Here is a 16,633-nt window from a genome sequence, read left to right as displayed (position 1 = left end):
AAAGATGTGTTATTATTTTGCTAAAGCACCCATTGGATCCCAAGGACTTAATACAGTGACATCATCAGCTTCAACAATTTTCCTCAATTCTTCAGATAAGAAACGTTTGTTGACAACGATTTGGTAGGTATATTCGTCTAACCAGTCATCACTCATAACAAAGTAGCCTTTTGTTCCAACTTTATCGCCCCAGCTGTTTTCGACTTTCCATTTAGTTGGTTTGTCATCAACCAAATTCACACCGGTTAAAACCATAGCATGAGTCATCAGACTTTCACCAAAATCTAACCGTTCAGCCTTGGTCATGTCAAAGTTAATACCCAATGTATCATTAACATTGTAAGTGTTTAAAGCCATGATACCAGTGTCGCGTGTTGATGATTGACCGACATCACAGCCATACCAGACAGCTTCTCCGGTCTTTAATTGAGAAATAGCTAAATCTTTAAATGTTTTAATATCAACGTTTAAGTGTCTTACTTCTTTACCGCCAACAACTGAACCCAACATGTCTACAGTATACATTTGATTGTAAGGTTTATCTGCTGTTGGAGCATTGATAATGCTGACGTAATCAGATAAATCTTGTCCAATAAATTTATCGTAGAAAGAATGCGGTGTTAAATCATGGAAACTATGGAATTCTTTATTGTCATCACGATAAGAAAAGTCAAATGTTTTTGGTGGAGTGCCTAGTGTACTGCATAAAAGACTGTAGATGCTGTTAAGCATATCATTTTTTGCTGCAGCAATATCATTTTCGCTAGTACCTTCAGAGACCATCTTACGTAAAGAAACAGCATCTTTACGTAGTTTCTTATTTAAATATGTGTTTAATTCACGACTCGTTGAACTGTTAAAAGATTCAGGCATAATTTCTTTTGGTACGATACCGTATTTTTGGATAATAGCAACCATCATGTCCCATTGACCACCGTCTTGTTGCGGTGTTTGAAGTAAGAAAGCTACTTTACGACTTGTCAAAGGTTCAGAAGCAGTATTTAAAATATTTTCATAGAAATAGTTGGCTTTCTCAAACTTATCCCAAAAGAATGTGTAATTTTGAGACAACTCGAAAAACTTCATATGGCGATCTTTTTCAATCGGATGACGGAATGTATTTAAAGCAGCAAACATCCAGCAACGTCCGCTTTGTTTTTGGTTAGCAACCTTACCTGTATCTAAATCAATAGAAAAAACTGGAGTATTATCTATTTGCGCTTGTATATCGGCAGATGCCGCAAGAATTCCGTTTTTCATGATAGCTCGTTGTCCATTACGACGGCAGCGTTTTGCTTGAAAGTTTTTATCATAGGTTTGAATCTGATCTAATGTAATTTCTTTACTCATGTAAACACCCTTTCTTAGTTCTTAATTCTATTCTACTCTTTTTACAGAAAAAATATAGGTGTAAAATAAAAAAATAAGGTAAAATCAGAAGCATCTGTCGTGGCGAAAATATGTTCGCTATGGTAAAATGTTAGAGTGTGAGAAAACAGGAAAAGAGGTAACTAGATGATAACAAAAGAGATTAATCATCCGTTTGAATTGGTTTCGAAATATGCTCCGGCTGGGGACCAGCCAAAGGCAATTGATACTTTAGTTACAAACATAGATAATGATGAAAAAGCACAAATTCTGCTTGGAGTAACGGGTTCGGGTAAGACATTTACAGTGTCGAATGTCATCAAAGAAGTGACAAAGCCAACATTAGTTATCGCACATAACAAAACGTTAGCGGGGCAATTGTATAGCGAATTTAAAGAATTCTTTCCAAATAATGCCGTTGAATATTTTGTTAGTTACTATGACTATTACCAACCAGAGGCTTACGTTCCATCTAGTGATACGTACATTGAAAAAGATGCCAGTATCAATGATGAGATTGATCAACTGCGTCACTCCGCGACTAGTGCCTTGCTGGAAAGAAACGATGTGATTGTTGTTGCATCAGTTTCATGTATATATGGTTTGGGTGATCCTAATGAATATCAAAATCAAGTGGTTTCATTGAGGGTTGGATCTGAACTTAGCAGAGATCAGCTTTTAAGAAATTTAGTGGATATACAATTCGATAGGAATGACATTGACTTCCAACGTGGACGCTTTCGTGTTCGAGGTGATGTTGTTGAGATTTTCCCGGCCTCTAGAGATGATCACGCATTGCGAATTGAGTTTTTCGGTGATGAAATTGACCGAATCCGAGAGGTTGATGCGTTGACAGGCGAAGTAATTGCGGACCGGGAACATGTTGCTATATTTCCAGCAACTCACTTTGTTACAAATGAGGAGCATTTAGAGGTAGCAATTAAAAATATTCAGGCGGAATTAGAGGCAAGATTAAAAGAATTGCGAGAAGATAATAAATTGCTAGAAGCACAGCGTCTAGAACAGCGGACTAATTATGATATTGAAATGATGCGGGAAATGGGATATTGCTCTGGCATTGAGAATTATTCGCGTCATATGGATGGACGCAAACCAGGCGAAGCACCTTATACACTGCTTGATTTTTTCCCGGATGATTTTATGATTGTTGTTGATGAATCACACGTAACTATGCCGCAGATTCGCGGAATGTATAACGGCGACCGTGCGAGAAAACAGATGTTGGTTGACTATGGTTTCAGGCTGCCGAGTGCTTTAGATAATCGTCCATTAAAACTTGAAGAATTTGAGGAACATGTCAATCAAATTGTCTACGTGTCGGCAACACCGGGTCCATATGAATTGGAACAAACCGATAAAGTTGTCGAGCAAATAATCAGACCGACTGGTTTACTTGATCCGACGATAGAAGTTCGGCCGATTATGGGGCAGATAGACGATTTAGTGGGAGAAATAAACTTACGAGTTGATCGTGACGAACGAGTTTTTGTGACCACGTTGACGAAAAAAATGTCCGAAGATTTAACGGATTATTTGAAGGAACTAGGTATGAAAGTTAAATATCTGCATAGTGATATTAAAACATTGCAACGAACAGAAATTATTCGCGAATTAAGACTAGGCAAGTTTGATGTATTAATTGGTATTAACTTATTACGTGAAGGATTGGATGTACCGGAAGTCTCTTTAGTTGCGATATTAGATGCTGATAAAGAAGGTTTTCTTCGTAGTGAACGTTCACTTGTCCAAACGATTGGACGTGCTGCAAGAAACTCTGAAGGTAAGGTTATTATGTATGCCAATAACATGACTGATTCGATGAATCGTGCTATTAGTGAAACAGAGAGAAGACGTGCTATTCAAGAATCATATAATAAAGCACATGGCATTGAGCCTAAAACAATTATTAAAGAGGTGCGTGATTTAATCAGTTCAGTTAAAGTGGCTGAAGAAGATGAAACGTATGATTTGAGTAAAACATATCAGGAAATGTCGCGTGAAGAAAAAGAAGCTACGATTTTAACAATGGAGCAGGAAATGAAACAGGCTGCAAAAGAATTAGATTTTGAAAAAGCTGCGACATTGCGGGACACAATACTTGAGTTGAAATCAGGAAAGTAGGTAGTTGAATGGCAAATGATAAAATAATTATTAAAGGCGCACGCGAGAACAATTTAAAAGATATTGATGTGACTATTCCTCGTGATAAATTAGTTGTTGTAACAGGACTATCCGGATCGGGTAAGAGTTCGTTAGCATTTGATACGCTCTATGCTGAAGGTCAAAGAAGATATGTTGAAAGTTTGTCGGCATATGCAAGGCAATTTTTAGGCCAAATGGATAAGCCTGATGTCGATAGTATTGAAGGATTAAGTCCCGCAATCTCCATTGATCAAAAAACAACGAGTAAAAATCCACGTTCAACAGTAGGAACGGTCACGGAAATCAATGATTATTTACGTTTGCTGTTTGCGCGCGTTGGTCACCCGATTTGTCCTAACGATGGGACACCGATTCAAAGCCAATCTCCAGAGCAGATGGTTAATCGTGTATTAGAATTACCCGAAAGAACAAAAATTCAAATTCTTGCGCCTGTTGTCACTGCAAAAAAAGGTCAGCATAAAAAAGTGTTTGATATGATAAAAAAAGAAGGGTTCGTAAGAGTTAGGGTAGATGGCGACATGTATGATATATCCGAATTACCAGAACTTGAGAAAAATAAAAAACATGACATTGCCATTGTCATCGACCGGATAGTTGTCAAAGAGGGCATTCGTTCTCGACTGTTCGATTCTTTTGAAGTTGCGTTGCATTTAGCTGATGGTTACGCTGTTGTTGATGTGGTTGACGGAGATGAAATACTGTTTAGCGAGCATTACGCTTGTCCGTATTGTGGATTTACGGTAGGTGAAATTGAACCGAGATTATTCTCATTTAATACGCCTTTTGGTGCTTGTCCAGATTGTGATGGTTTAAGTATAAAGTTGGAAGTTGATGTTGATTTGGTGATTCCGGATGCGAGTATTACTTTACGCGAAGGCGCACTCATTCCGTGGAATCCAATCAGTTCTAATTATTATCCACAAATGCTGGAACAAGCATGCGGCGCATTCGGGATTGATTTTGATACTCCTTTTGAGCAGTTACCTAAAGAACAGCAAAATTTAGTTTTGTATGGTTCTAAGGGAGAGCTCTTTCATTTCCATTATCAGAATGAATTTGGTGGTGTGCGCGATGTAGACATTCCTTTTGAAGGAGTTGTGACTAATATCAAGCGACGCTATCATGAAACTAATAGTGACTATACACGTGATCAAATGCGTTTGTATATGACTGAATTGACATGTGAAACATGTCATGGTTATCGATTAAATCGGCAGGCACTATCGGTAAAAGTAGATCATCATCATATTGGTGAATTGAGTAATCTGTCTATTAAAGATTCAGTTGCTTATTTTGAAAAGCTGCATTTATCCGAACAGGAGATGACGATTGCAAAGCCAATTCTTAAGGAAATAAACGATCGACTCAGTTTTTTAAATAATGTCGGATTAAGTTATTTGACGTTAAGTCGTTCCTCAGGTACTTTGTCAGGAGGAGAAGCACAAAGAATTCGTTTAGCGACACAAATTGGGTCGAATCTATCTGGAGTTCTTTACATTCTAGATGAACCATCTATTGGTTTGCATCAACGAGATAATAACCGCTTAATTGAATCATTAAAAAAAATGCGTGATTTGGGTAACACGTTGGTTGTCGTAGAGCATGATGAAGATACGATGAAGGCAGCAGATTATCTTATAGACATAGGTCCAGGGGCTGGAGATCACGGCGGTAAAATAATGGCTTGTGGGACACCAAGAGAAGTTGAAGAAAACCCTGATTCTTTGACGGGGCAATATCTTTCTGGTAAGAAATCGATTCCAGTGCCGAAAGAAAGACGTAAAGGAAACGGGGAATCAATTAAGATTAAAGGTGCTAATGAGAATAATCTGAAAAATATTGATGTCGCATTTCCACTAGGAGAATTTATTGCAGTTACTGGTGTCTCTGGTTCTGGAAAAAGTACATTAGTTAATTCAATATTAAAAAGAGCTCTCGCACAAAAAATTAACAAAAATTCACAAAAGCCTGGGAAGTTTAAATCAATTAAAGGTTATGAATCAATTGAAAAAATTATTGATATTGATCAAAGTCCGATTGGACGTACACCTCGCAGTAACCCTGCAACCTATACGAGTGTTTTCGATGATATGCGTGATTTATTCGCTCAGACTAATGAAGCTAAAATTCGTGGGTATAAAAAAGGCCGATTTAGTTTTAACGTAAAAGGCGGACGCTGCGAATCATGTAAGGGTGACGGAATTATTAAAATTGAAATGCACTTCTTGCCGGATGTTTACGTTCCATGTGAAGTTTGTCATGGTAAAAGATATAATTCGGAAACGTTAGAAGTGAAATATAAAGGTAAAAACATCGCTGATATTTTAGAAATGCGAGTAGAAGAAGCGGTTCCTTTTTTTCAAGCTATTCCTAAAATAAATCGAAAATTGCAGACAATTGTTGATGTGGGATTGGGCTATGTTAAGTTAGGACAATCTGCGACAACTTTATCTGGTGGTGAAGCACAACGGATGAAATTAGCTAGCGAATTGCATAAGCGTTCGACCGGGAAAAATTTTTACATACTTGATGAACCAACTACAGGTTTGCATGCGGATGACATTAGTCGGTTACTGCAAGTGTTAAATCGTCTAGTTGATGCCGGTAATACAGTTTTAGTGATTGAGCATAATTTAGATGTGATTAAAACTGCTGATCATATCATTGATCTTGGTCCGGAAGGCGGTGACGGCGGAGGTACAATTGTTACAATTGGTACTCCTGAAGAAGTCTGTCAAGTTCAGGAAAGTTTTACCGGGCAGTATTTAAAAGATGTAATGAAATAAAATCAAAAGGCATAAGCTTAAAACGCTTATGCTTTTTTACTTTAGAAAAAAGATACATGTATTCATGACACGCCGGGTATGTTATAATAATTAAGTTAATGTAGAAGGAGTGATGACAGTGTCAGAAAAAAAAATAGATAGTCTGCAGCTTGTAATTATCACTGGAATGAGCGGTGCTGGAAAAACAGTAGCGATTCAAAGCTTTGAAGATATGGGATTTTTCTGTATTGATAACTTGCCTCCAAGTTTAATACCTAAATTTTGGGAACTTATTAAAGAATCTGGAAAAATCACAAAAATCGCTTTAGTGATTGACTTGCGCTCACGTGCTTTTTTTGAAGAAATTCAGAGCATGCTGATTGAATTAGAAAATACCAAATTAGTTGATACGACGATTATGTTTTTAGATGCTTCAGATAAGGAACTTGTTTCAAGATATAAGGAGACTCGTCGTTCACATCCTCTAGCAATGGATGGATTAGTCACGGAGGGTATTCAAAAAGAACGTGAATTATTAAAAGAATTAAAAGCAGAGTCCCAGCTAGTGATTGATACGACTAATTTAGCACCGAGACAATTGCGTGAAAAAATAATGACAAGTTTTACAGCGACGGTTGAATCGACTTTCCGTGTCCAAATGGTGTCTTTTGGATTTAAATATGGGTTGCCGATAGATGCAGATATTGTTATGGACGTTCGATTTTTACCAAATCCACATTATGTACCTGAATTACGTCCATTAACAGGAAAAGATAAACCAGTATATGATTACGTGATGGCTTCAGATATGACAGAAGATTTTTATCAGAAATATGAAGAGCTTATTTTAAGTATTTTGCCAGGATATATTAATGAAGGAAAAATGAGTTTAACAATTGCGATAGGGTGTACCGGTGGCCAACATCGTTCGGTTGCGTTGACCGAGCGATTAGGTAAACGAATTTCTCAAGATTATGTCACCAATATAACCCATCGAGATATTGGTAAGCGGAAAGAAACGGTCAATCGCTCATGAAGACATATCGAATTCGAAAACCAAAGATTGTTGTTATCGGTGGTGGAACAGGGTTGCCGGTTATCCTTAAAGCACTACGTAATCAAAGTGCTGATATTACAGCAATTGTTACAGTAGCAGATGATGGTGGCAGCAGCGGTCAATTGTTAGAAAGTGTTAAGATGAGTCCGCCAGGTGATCTAAGAAATGTTTTAGTGTCGTTGTCTGATATGCCACAACTTGTGGAAGATATTTTTCAATACCGATTTAAAAAAGAAGATGATTTTCTTGCTAATCATACTATCGGTAATTTAATTATTGCTGCGCTTTCAGAAATGAGAAATAGTACATACGAAGCAATTCAACTTTTAGCAAAATTTATGCATGTGTCCGGTCACATTTATCCGGCCGCAGAACAATCGTTGACGTTGCATGCTAAATTTGATGATGGTACAACAATGTCAGGAGAATCATCGATAGCGAAAGCACGTAAAAATATTGATTATGTTTATGTGACTAATTCTGCAAATAATGAACCAGTTGAACCTTCTCGAAAAGTTGTTTCGGCTATTGAAAATGCAGATATGATAGTACTTGGTCCTGGCAGCTTGTATACGAGCATTCTACCAAATCTGATGATACCTAAACTAGGAGAGGCTATTATTAATAGTCCAGCAGAAGTTGTGTATATATGTAATATAATGACTCAAAAAGGTGAGACCGAACAATTTTCTGATGCTGACCATATCAAAGTTCTTCATCGTCAACTTAAAACAAAATTTGTTGATACTGTTTTAGTCAATACTGAACCGATTCCTGATGGATATATGGATTTTGATATATATGATGAATATCTCGTACAAGTCAGCCATGATTTTCAAGGATTGAGAGAAGAAGGCTGTCGCGTTATTTCTGCGGACTTCTTAGAGTTACGTGATGGCGGAGTTTTTCATGATGGTGATAAAGTTGTTGATGAAATTTTTCGTTTAGTTTTTGGAGCAAAATATTAAAGTAAGGGAGCGAGTCAGTGATGTCTTTTGCATCCGATGTAAAAAAAGAACTGACCACACTTGAAGTTCATAAAGAGCATGCCAAGGCTGAATTAGCCGCCTTAATTCGTATGAATGGTGCAGTGACGCTGGTAAACCGTCAGTTTGTTTTAAATATCCAAACTGAAAATGCCGCAATAGCGAGACGGATTTATACATTGTTGAAAGATCATTATCAAGTAAACAGTGAGCTGTTAGTTCGTCGTAAAATGAAATTAAAAAAGAATAATGTTTATATTGTCCGCTTAAAACAAGAAACGCAGTATGTGTTAACTGATTTGGAGATTATGGATCATTTAATGTTTAATACACGTGTAAGCCCCTCAATTATGGGAAATGAGCAGAAGATGCGTTCTTATTTACGTGGTGCATTTTTAGCAGGCGGTTCAGTCAATAATCCAGAAACAAGTCGTTATCATCTTGAAATTTATTCAATGTATGAAGACCAGTGCCTTGATCTATGCGACATGTTGAAATTCTATGGATTAAACGGTCGGATTTCAGAGAGGCGTAATGGGTTTATCACTTACTTAAAAGGTGCAGAGGAAATTGCTGATTTTTTAGTTTTAATTGGCGCAACCAATGCGATGCTGAAATTTGAAGATGTAAGAATTGTTCGAGACTTAAGGAATTCAGTGAATCGTTTAATGAATTGTGAAAATGCTAATATGAATAAAACAGCAGATGCAGCCAAACGTCAAATAGAAAATATTGAATTAATTGAAAAAACTGCCGGTTTGGATGCTTTACCAGATAAATTAAGAGAAGTTGCCGTGCTGCGTGTGGAACATCCTGAAATTAGTTTGAAAGAGTTAGGTGAAATGCTTCCTTCAGGACCGATTTCAAAATCTGGAATAAATCATCGAATGCGTAAAATTAATGAATTTGCTGAAAATTTAAATGTTTAAAATACTTGAGTAATCTCTCTACTATAAAAAAGTAGAGAGATTATTTAGTTTATTTAAAAACCTGATATAATGAAATTAATAGAAATGGGGGGCTATTATGAGAGTAACAAAGGATACATGGTTAAACTATGTAAATTATAATCAATTAGATAAAATTGATATATCTTTTCAAGTTGCAGATTCATGGAAGTATTGCTTAAATAATAATGTAAACCCGTACGCAGAGGAAGGTATTGAACGAATTTCATTAAATCGTCTTAATAATGTAAGACATGATTTAGCTCATATTATTGAGTTGGTCAAATATGAAGTAAATCGATATCAGGATTATTTTAGAGTGGCAAAACCAATTTTTATTTTAACTGATCAAAATGGTGTTATTGTATGGCGTGACGGTCATCATGAAACGAAAACGTTGGCAAATAATATTCGGTTTTATAATGGCAGTGTTTGGACTGAAAAAGCTGTTGGGACAAATGCTATAGGTATTAGCTTACGGACAGGAGAGTCATCGATTGTTACAGAGTATGAACATTTTTCGCGCGCATCTCATCCGTTTACTTGTCAAGCAGTACCGATTATTGATGAAAAAAATGATATAATTGCATGCTTGAATGTATCTACGCCAGAAAATCAAGAGGATAGTTCACTAACTTTGCTGGCACTAGAAATGACTGCCAAAAATATTCACGACAAATTATTAATAAAGGAACAAAAGAATCAAGAGAGTAAGTTAAAAGATTGTTTAAAAACTGAATATATCAGTGGGATGATTTGTAATGAAAAAAGAGAAATTATCTCAATATCTGATGATTGGGATCAAAAAATCAGCGAGTGGTACATGAAAAAGAGCTCAAGTTTCGAACAAAAGATGAAATTAGTAGGCGACTATTCTGTGACACCTTTAAAAAACGAAGATACTATTGTTGGTTATTTCTATCAGATATTGTTGACAAATCATTTAGCAGCAAAAGAGTATGTATCTTTTGGTATACATTCAAAAAATGTGAAATACCAAAAATATCTTAGTCAATTGTTAAAATCAGCAGAATCAAAATTACCGATTCATATTTATGGCGAAACTGGGAGTGGAAAAGAGGTATCGGCAAAAACGATACATTACAATAGTCTTGTAAAAAATGCCCCACTAATAACCTTAAATTGTGGTGCATTCAATGATTCGCTTCTAGAAAGCGAACTTTTCGGTTATGCTTCCGGGGCATTTACGGGTGCCAGTAAAGCAGGGTATCAAGGTAAAATTAGACAAGCAGATGGTGGCACATTATTTCTTGATGAAATAGACAGTATGTCATCAAGAATGCAAGTAGCTTTACTTCGTGTATTGGAAGAAAAAATAGTGCATCCGGTTGGCTCAACCGATTTTTATACAGTGAATTTTCGACTTGTGACAGCAAGTAATAAAAATCTAAAAGAATTAGTAGCAGCTGGAAAGTTTCGAGAAGATTTATTTTATAGAATTTATGTATTGCCTTTAACACTGCCAGCATTAAGGGAGCGCCCCGAAGATATTGAAGTATTAATAGAGCATTTTTGTAAAAAAAATAAGTGGACGCCTAAGTGGAAATCACTTTTACTTGAAGAAGCCTTAAATTACCATTGGCCGGGCAATATTCGGGAATTCATGAACTTTTTAGAACGTGTGCATTTGTTTTATCCGATAACCGAGCCAAGCAAATTTCAAATACAGCAGCTTATGCTGCAAGGTGCTGTAAGAGAACTCCAAAACGAACAGCTTTTAGATATCGATCGGGCGATAGTTTCTGAGAAAAGCCAAATCGAGTTTGTACTAAAAGAAAATAATTATCATATTACTAAGACTGCTAAACAATTAAATATGGCAAGAAGCACATTGTATCGAAAAATTGATAAATACCATATTGTTTTTTAAACATATCTAAATTTATAAAAACACACTTAACATATTTCTTTACGAATACTATGTTAAGTGTGTTTTTTTTGTGAAAAACCCAAAAATAACTGTTGCAACAAAAATGTCCTAAATTGTCTCGTTTATTATTATCAATAATTTGAAAACCCTTTCATTAAGAGAATTTTTAATTCTGGCATGATAGTTGCTTATAAGAAAGTGACAGAATAAAAAGGAAGGTGAAAAGATGTCATATGATTTAATAATTATCGGTGCAGGTCCTGGCGGTTATGTGGCAGCTGTAGAGGCGGCCAAGCTTGGTAAACATGTTGCAGTTATTGAAAAAAACTTAATCGGTGGGACATGTCTAAATGTTGGATGTATTCCTTCAAAAGCTTATTTAAAACATGCTAGTTGGATAGAGCAGTTTGCAGAAGCTGATTTATTTGGTATCAATTCAACAGTATCATCAATTGATTTTTCTAAACTTGTTTCACGAAAAAATGCAGTTGTCAGTCAATTGCAGCAAGGGATTAATTATTTGTTCAAACAAAATAAAATAGATTTTATTGAAGGAGAGGCTGAGATTATCAGTCCAAAACAAATTAAAGTTAACCAACAGATATATGAAACAGAATTTGTATTATTGGCAACAGGCAGCAGTCCTTTTGTTCCACCAATTGACGGATTGTCAGAACAACATTTTCTCACAACAGATACTTTCTTTTCCTTAGAGTCTTTACCGAAAAAATTGACAATAATCGGTGGGGGAGTAATAGGTATAGAGTTAGCATTTGCAATGGCACCATTAGGAGTGAGTGTAACTATAATTGAAGCAGCCTCAGATATTTTAGCGACAGAGGATCCTAGTGCTAGAGAACTGATTAAACAAAAGCTGACAAAAAAACAAGTAAATGTAATTGAAGCAGCTGTAATAAAAAAAGTTCAAAAGAGCAGTATTGTACTAGCTGATCAGACTATTTCACATGATGAACTTCTTGTAGTGACAGGACGACATGCTGATTTGACTTTACCTAAAGCTTTATCACTTGAACTGACCGAGAATCAACGGTTTGTTGATGTTAACCGTTTTTATCAAACATCAATAGCAACAATTTATGCAGTAGGCGATATTATTGATAGTTATATGTTGGCACATGCAGCTAGTAAAGAAGGAGTTAAGGCAGTACGCCACATGTTTGGCAAAAAAGAAGATTCATTAAAAAATAAAGATATACCAAGATGTGTTTATACTCATCCTGAAATAGCAAGTTTTGGTCTATCAGAAGAAGAAGCAAAGTTACAAGGATATGATGTACTTGTTTCGCAAATTCCTTATTCATCAAACGGACGAGCTATTTCAGGAAATGCAACAGAAGGTTTTATTAAAATTATTTCTGAGCATAAATATCATGAAATACTTGGTGCTGTTATTGTGGGAGAAAATGCGACAGAGTTAATTCATACACTGCTAGCAGTGAAGAACTCAGAGGGCTGCTTAGAAGAAATAGAAAAAATGACGTTTGCACATCCTACATTGTCGGAAATGATGGGTGAGTTAGCTAACGGTATGTTATAAAAATTAAGGAGGAATTACCATGGAAAAGATGACAAAACAAAAAGCAGAGTGGATTTATCAGACAATGCATGACATTCGTAATTTTGAGGATGAGGTACATCGTATTTTTACTCGAGGTGAAATTCCAGGATTTGTTCATTTATATGCAGGAGAAGAAGCTGTTGCAACAGGTGTTTGTGCTCATTTAACAGATAAAGACTATATTACTTCAACGCATAGAGGTCATGGGCATTGCATCGCAAAAGGTTGCGATTTAAATGGTATGATGGCAGAAATTTTTGGTAAAGCAACTGGTTTAAATAAAGGTAAGGGGGGTTCTATGCATATTGCAGATGTTGGCAAAGGAATGTTAGGGGCTAATGGTATGGTTGGTGGCGGCTTTCCGATTGCAGTTGGTGCGGGTTTAAGAAATAAATATTTAAAAACGGATGATGTTGCGATTTGTTTCTTTGGTGACGGTGCTGCGAATGAGGGGACTTTCCATGAAGGTATAAATATGGCAGCTATATGGGATTTACCAGTTGTCTTTGTTTGTGAGAATAACCATTTTGCAGAAGCTACACCTCAATGGTATTCATCAGGATCAAAAACAATTGCGGAACGCAGTGCAGCATACGGAATTCCAGGAGAACGTGTTGATGGTAAAGATTTAGTAGCAGTGTATGAAGCAGCGGGCAAAGCAATTGATCGTGCTCGTAACGGTGAAGGACCAACATTGATTGAATGTGTAACGTATCGTAATTATGGACATTTCGAAGGTGACGAACAAAAATATAAAGGTGATCATGGTGATTTTGAAAAAGAATTACGGGAATTTGATAATATCTCTCATTTTAGAGATGAAGCTATTAAGAATAAATGGCTGAGTGTTAAAAAAGCAGATGAGATTGAAAATCAATCGATTGCTGATGTGGAAGCAGCTGTGAAGTTTGCTCAAGAAAGCCCACAACCAAATCCAGAAGCACTTTACGAAGATGTATCATATTAAAAAAGAAACAGAAAAGGAGTGATTTAGAATGACTAGAACAGCAACATTTATGCAGGCAATTAATGAAGGTTTAGATATAGCAATGGAACGTGATGATCGTGTCATTTTACTTGGAGAAGATATTGCAGGTGGCGCTTTAGTTGATCATCTTGACGGTGAAGGAGCATGGGGCGGAGTATTTGGTGTTACTAAAGGATTAGTAGAAAAACACGGTCGGGAACGAGTGATTGATACCCCGATTTCTGAGATGGGATATATGGGAGCGTCTGTTGGAGCGGCTGCAACAGGTCTGCGTCCTGTTCCCGAATTAATGTTTAATGATTTCATTGGATTTTGTTTTGATACTTTGCTGACGCAAGGATCTAAAATGCAGTATATGTTTGGCGGGAAAGCATCTATTCCGATGACAGTAAGAACAACACACGGTGCAGGGGCTTCAGCGGCAGCACAGCACTCTGGTTCTTATTATGGAATTTTTGGTTCTATTCCAGGAATGAAAGTTGTTGTACCATCTAATCCTTATGATGCTAAAGGTTTATTACTTTCTGCTATTGAAGATGATAATGTTGTGATTTTTTCAGAAGATAAGACACTTTATGGTATTAAAGGTGAAGTACCAGAAGAATACTATAAAGTTGAAATCGGTAAAGCAAAAGTAAAACGTGAGGGATCTGATTTAACAATCGTGACAATCGGCAAAATGCTTTACGTTGCATTAGATGTCGCAGAAGAGCTAGCTAAGTCTAATGTGTCAGTAGAAGTGATTGATTTAATCACAGTAGCTCCTTGGGATCAAGAAACGATTATTGAATCTGTTAAGAAAACAGGACGATTAATCGTTATCGATGAGGCTAATCCGCATAACAATACTGCAACGGATATTGCATCAGTTGTCGGAAATAAAGCATTTGATTACTTGGATGGTCCAATTAAAACTGTTTGTGCACCAAACACACCAGTTCCGTTTGCAAGTAATTTAGAAGCTTTGTATTTACCGAATAAAGATAAAGTACTCGCAGAAGCTGCAGAATTAATAGATGACTTAAAATAAAGGTAGGTGAATAATAATGGCAGAAGAATTAATCATGCCGACACTTGGATTGACCATGACAGAGGGAACAGTTGATCAATGGTATAAACAAGTAGGCGATAAGGTAGCAAAGGGTGAAGCAGTTGTATCAATCAGTTCTGAAAAATTAACACATGATGTTGAATCACCGATTAACGGAGTTTTATTAAAAATTTCTGTTGAGGCTGGCGGTGAAGCAGCCTGTAAAGCGCCAATCGGATACGTTGGCGAGGCTGGAGAAATTGTTTCTGACACAAACAGCAGTCAACCAGTTGCTGAAGTTGTATCCACTCCTGCTTCAACGGTTGCAGAAAAAAAAGAAAAGGCACCAGTTATTCCTAATGAGAACTCAAATAATAGAATTTTTGCAACACCATTAGCCAGAAAAATTGCAAAGGAAAAAGGATATGATTTAGCTGATATTGTTGGGACAGGTGGAAATGGACGAATCACTCGCTTGGATGTCAATCGATTTGTACCGGCAGCAGTAAAGGAAATAACCGCAGCCGTATCATCAGGTGACGGATTAACTGGTATGCGTAAAGTGATAGCTCAACGCATGCATCAGAGTTTACAACAAACGGCTCAGTTAACAATTCAACGTAAAGCAGATATTACAGATTTATTATTATTCAAAAAAGAATTAAAAGAAAAGGCTGGAGATTCAGTTAAGCGCCAAGCGCTAAGTATCAACACACTAATTATTAAAGCTGCAGCATTAGCATTGGTTGACCACCCAGAGATGAATGCTTGGTATGATGGAAAAGAATTAACAGTTGTTGATAAGGTGAATATTGGTGTAGCTGTATCTGTAGATGATGGGTTAGTAGTTCCGGTTCTTAATGACGTGCATTATAAATCATTAACTCAAATTGGCAATGATTTCAGTGATGTTACAGCAAAAGCTGTTGATGGAACATTACCAAGTGATTTATATACTGGCTCAACATTTACAATAACAAATCTTGGTAATTTGGGTGTCGAGTACTTTACACCAATTTTAAATACACCTGAAATTGGCATTTTGGGTATCGGATCATCAAATAATAAATTGACAATGACAAACGATGGAGAATTGACTGAGATTACGGAATTGCCATTAAGTCTGACGTTTGACCATCAAGTGATTGATGGAACACCTGCGGCAGAATTCTTAGCAAATATTGTTTATTATTTAGAAAATCCATATGCCTTAATAGTTTAAAAATTAGTATATGGAAAAAATATAGAAAAAGGTCGCAAAAGATGATAGCTTTTGCGACCTTTTTAAATATAGTAAACTATTTTTTTTCTAACAAAGAGACTAAGTCTTCATCAGAGATTTTTTGATCAAAAACATGATCATTAATAACCATTGTCGGAATGAAAAACACTCCGTTTTCTTTACACTCTTCAGCAATTTTTTTTGTCATACTTTCAGTTTCAGGTTGTCTATCAAGCCCTAATTTGTTTACTGCAAATTCAGCGACACCATCTAAACTTAAATCTCCCCATTGGTCTTGTGTATCATAGATTTTAGCGATAGCTTCTTTAGCTGTCATATTGTTTGGAACATACTGGTGCATGACATTACCACGTTGTAAGGATTCTTTTTCCTTATCAAAGAGTTTGATTACTTGTTTAACCTTACCCTCTGCCACGTATTTATCAATTAACGGACTTCTTTCATCCCACCATTGTTTGCAATACGGACAACGTAAATTGATATATTCAATTATAGTAACAGGCGCGCTGTCACTTCCATAAATAATACCTAGATTGTTATCTACTTTGGTTGTATCTACTTCAGTCATTCCCATATTCATACGCCTCTTTCATTT

At 36.3% G+C, this 16,633-nt stretch carries 12 protein-coding genes; 10 read left to right on the top strand and 2 right to left on the bottom strand.

Going from position 1 to position 16,633, the window contains the following annotated elements; translation table 11 throughout:
* Positions 1-12: 12 nt before the first annotated feature.
* On the bottom strand, positions 13-1,350 hold the full coding sequence (locus CBF37_RS02925; protein ID WP_125983218.1) for a C1 family peptidase: 1,338 nt from the start codon (positions 1,348-1,350) through the stop codon (positions 13-15).
* Between the two features lie 165 nt (positions 1,351-1,515).
* Between CBF37_RS02925 and uvrB the strand changes: the two genes are divergently transcribed.
* The 10 genes from uvrB (at position 1,516) to CBF37_RS02875 (ending at position 16,017) form a co-directional block, all read left to right on the top strand.
* On the top strand, positions 1,516-3,510 hold the full coding sequence (uvrB, locus tag CBF37_RS02920) for an excinuclease ABC subunit UvrB (protein WP_125983217.1): 1,995 nt from the start codon (positions 1,516-1,518) through the stop codon (positions 3,508-3,510).
* Between the two features lie 8 nt (positions 3,511-3,518).
* Positions 3,519-6,338, top strand: a complete 2,820-nt coding sequence (gene uvrA / locus CBF37_RS02915; RefSeq protein ID WP_125983216.1) for an excinuclease ABC subunit UvrA — start codon at positions 3,519-3,521, stop codon at positions 6,336-6,338.
* 118 nt (positions 6,339-6,456) lie between these two features.
* Positions 6,457-7,353, top strand: a complete 897-nt coding sequence (rapZ, locus tag CBF37_RS02910; RefSeq protein ID WP_276309126.1) for an RNase adapter RapZ — start codon at positions 6,457-6,459, stop codon at positions 7,351-7,353.
* Positions 7,350-8,342 carry a gluconeogenesis factor YvcK family protein gene (locus CBF37_RS02905; protein WP_125983214.1) on the top strand — a complete coding sequence of 331 codons (993 nt, stop codon included), beginning with the start codon at positions 7,350-7,352 and terminating at the stop codon, positions 8,340-8,342. The genes rapZ and CBF37_RS02905 overlap by 4 nt, the downstream gene beginning before the upstream one ends.
* A gap of 20 nt (positions 8,343-8,362) precedes the next feature.
* The gene (gene whiA, locus CBF37_RS02900; protein WP_125983213.1) at positions 8,363-9,289 is read left to right on the top strand and encodes a DNA-binding protein WhiA; all 927 of its coding nucleotides are present in this window, start codon (positions 8,363-8,365) and stop codon (positions 9,287-9,289) included.
* A 97-nt stretch (positions 9,290-9,386) separates the two neighbouring features.
* A complete protein-coding gene (locus tag CBF37_RS02895; protein WP_125983212.1) occupies positions 9,387-11,198 on the top strand; it encodes a sigma-54-dependent Fis family transcriptional regulator in 1,812 nt (603 codons plus the stop codon).
* Between the two features lie 226 nt (positions 11,199-11,424).
* Entirely contained in the window at positions 11,425-12,756 is a 1,332-nt protein-coding gene (gene lpdA / locus CBF37_RS02890; RefSeq protein WP_125983211.1) for a dihydrolipoyl dehydrogenase, read from the top strand.
* Between the two features lie 19 nt (positions 12,757-12,775).
* The gene (locus CBF37_RS02885; RefSeq protein WP_125983210.1) at positions 12,776-13,744 is read left to right on the top strand and encodes a thiamine pyrophosphate-dependent dehydrogenase E1 component subunit alpha; all 969 of its coding nucleotides are present in this window, start codon (positions 12,776-12,778) and stop codon (positions 13,742-13,744) included.
* Between the two features lie 28 nt (positions 13,745-13,772).
* Positions 13,773-14,795 (top strand): alpha-ketoacid dehydrogenase subunit beta, encoded by a 1,023-nt coding sequence (locus CBF37_RS02880; protein ID WP_125983209.1) that lies wholly within the window; start codon positions 13,773-13,775, stop codon positions 14,793-14,795.
* A gap of 16 nt (positions 14,796-14,811) precedes the next feature.
* Positions 14,812-16,017, top strand: a complete 1,206-nt coding sequence (locus CBF37_RS02875; protein WP_125983208.1) for a dihydrolipoamide acetyltransferase family protein — start codon at positions 14,812-14,814, stop codon at positions 16,015-16,017.
* 76 nt (positions 16,018-16,093) lie between these two features.
* Here the strand turns inward: CBF37_RS02875 and CBF37_RS02870 are convergent, their stop codons facing one another.
* A complete protein-coding gene (locus CBF37_RS02870; protein WP_165866613.1) occupies positions 16,094-16,612 on the bottom strand; it encodes a thioredoxin domain-containing protein in 519 nt (172 codons plus the stop codon).
* Between the last annotated feature and the right edge of the window lie 21 nt (positions 16,613-16,633).

Source organism: Vagococcus vulneris (assembly GCF_003950515.1).
Lineage (GTDB): Bacteria > Bacillota > Bacilli > Lactobacillales > Vagococcaceae > Vagococcus > Vagococcus vulneris.
Note: the sequence above shows the minus strand (reverse complement) of the source record. Positions and strands in the feature narration are given on the sequence as shown.

Bases quoted from the DNA above. Each gene is read 5' to 3' on its own strand.
- CBF37_RS02885 (WP_125983210.1), top strand. From the start codon at position 12,776: ATGGAAAAGATGACAAAACAAAAAGCAGAGTGGATTTATCAGACAATG.
- CBF37_RS02870 (WP_165866613.1), bottom strand. From the start codon at position 16,612: ATGGGAATGACTGAAGTAGATACAACCAAAGTAGATAACAATCTAGGT.
- CBF37_RS02925 (WP_125983218.1), bottom strand. From the start codon at position 1,350: ATGAGTAAAGAAATTACATTAGATCAGATTCAAACCTATGATAAAAAC.
- uvrB (WP_125983217.1), top strand. From the start codon at position 1,516: ATGATAACAAAAGAGATTAATCATCCGTTTGAATTGGTTTCGAAATAT.
- whiA (WP_125983213.1), top strand. From the start codon at position 8,363: ATGTCTTTTGCATCCGATGTAAAAAAAGAACTGACCACACTTGAAGTT.
- CBF37_RS02905 (WP_125983214.1), top strand. From the start codon at position 7,350: ATGAAGACATATCGAATTCGAAAACCAAAGATTGTTGTTATCGGTGGT.
- CBF37_RS02880 (WP_125983209.1), top strand. From the start codon at position 13,773: ATGACTAGAACAGCAACATTTATGCAGGCAATTAATGAAGGTTTAGAT.
- CBF37_RS02895 (WP_125983212.1), top strand. From the start codon at position 9,387: ATGAGAGTAACAAAGGATACATGGTTAAACTATGTAAATTATAATCAA.
- CBF37_RS02875 (WP_125983208.1), top strand. From the start codon at position 14,812: ATGGCAGAAGAATTAATCATGCCGACACTTGGATTGACCATGACAGAG.
- uvrA (WP_125983216.1), top strand. From the start codon at position 3,519: ATGGCAAATGATAAAATAATTATTAAAGGCGCACGCGAGAACAATTTA.
- lpdA (WP_125983211.1), top strand. From the start codon at position 11,425: ATGTCATATGATTTAATAATTATCGGTGCAGGTCCTGGCGGTTATGTG.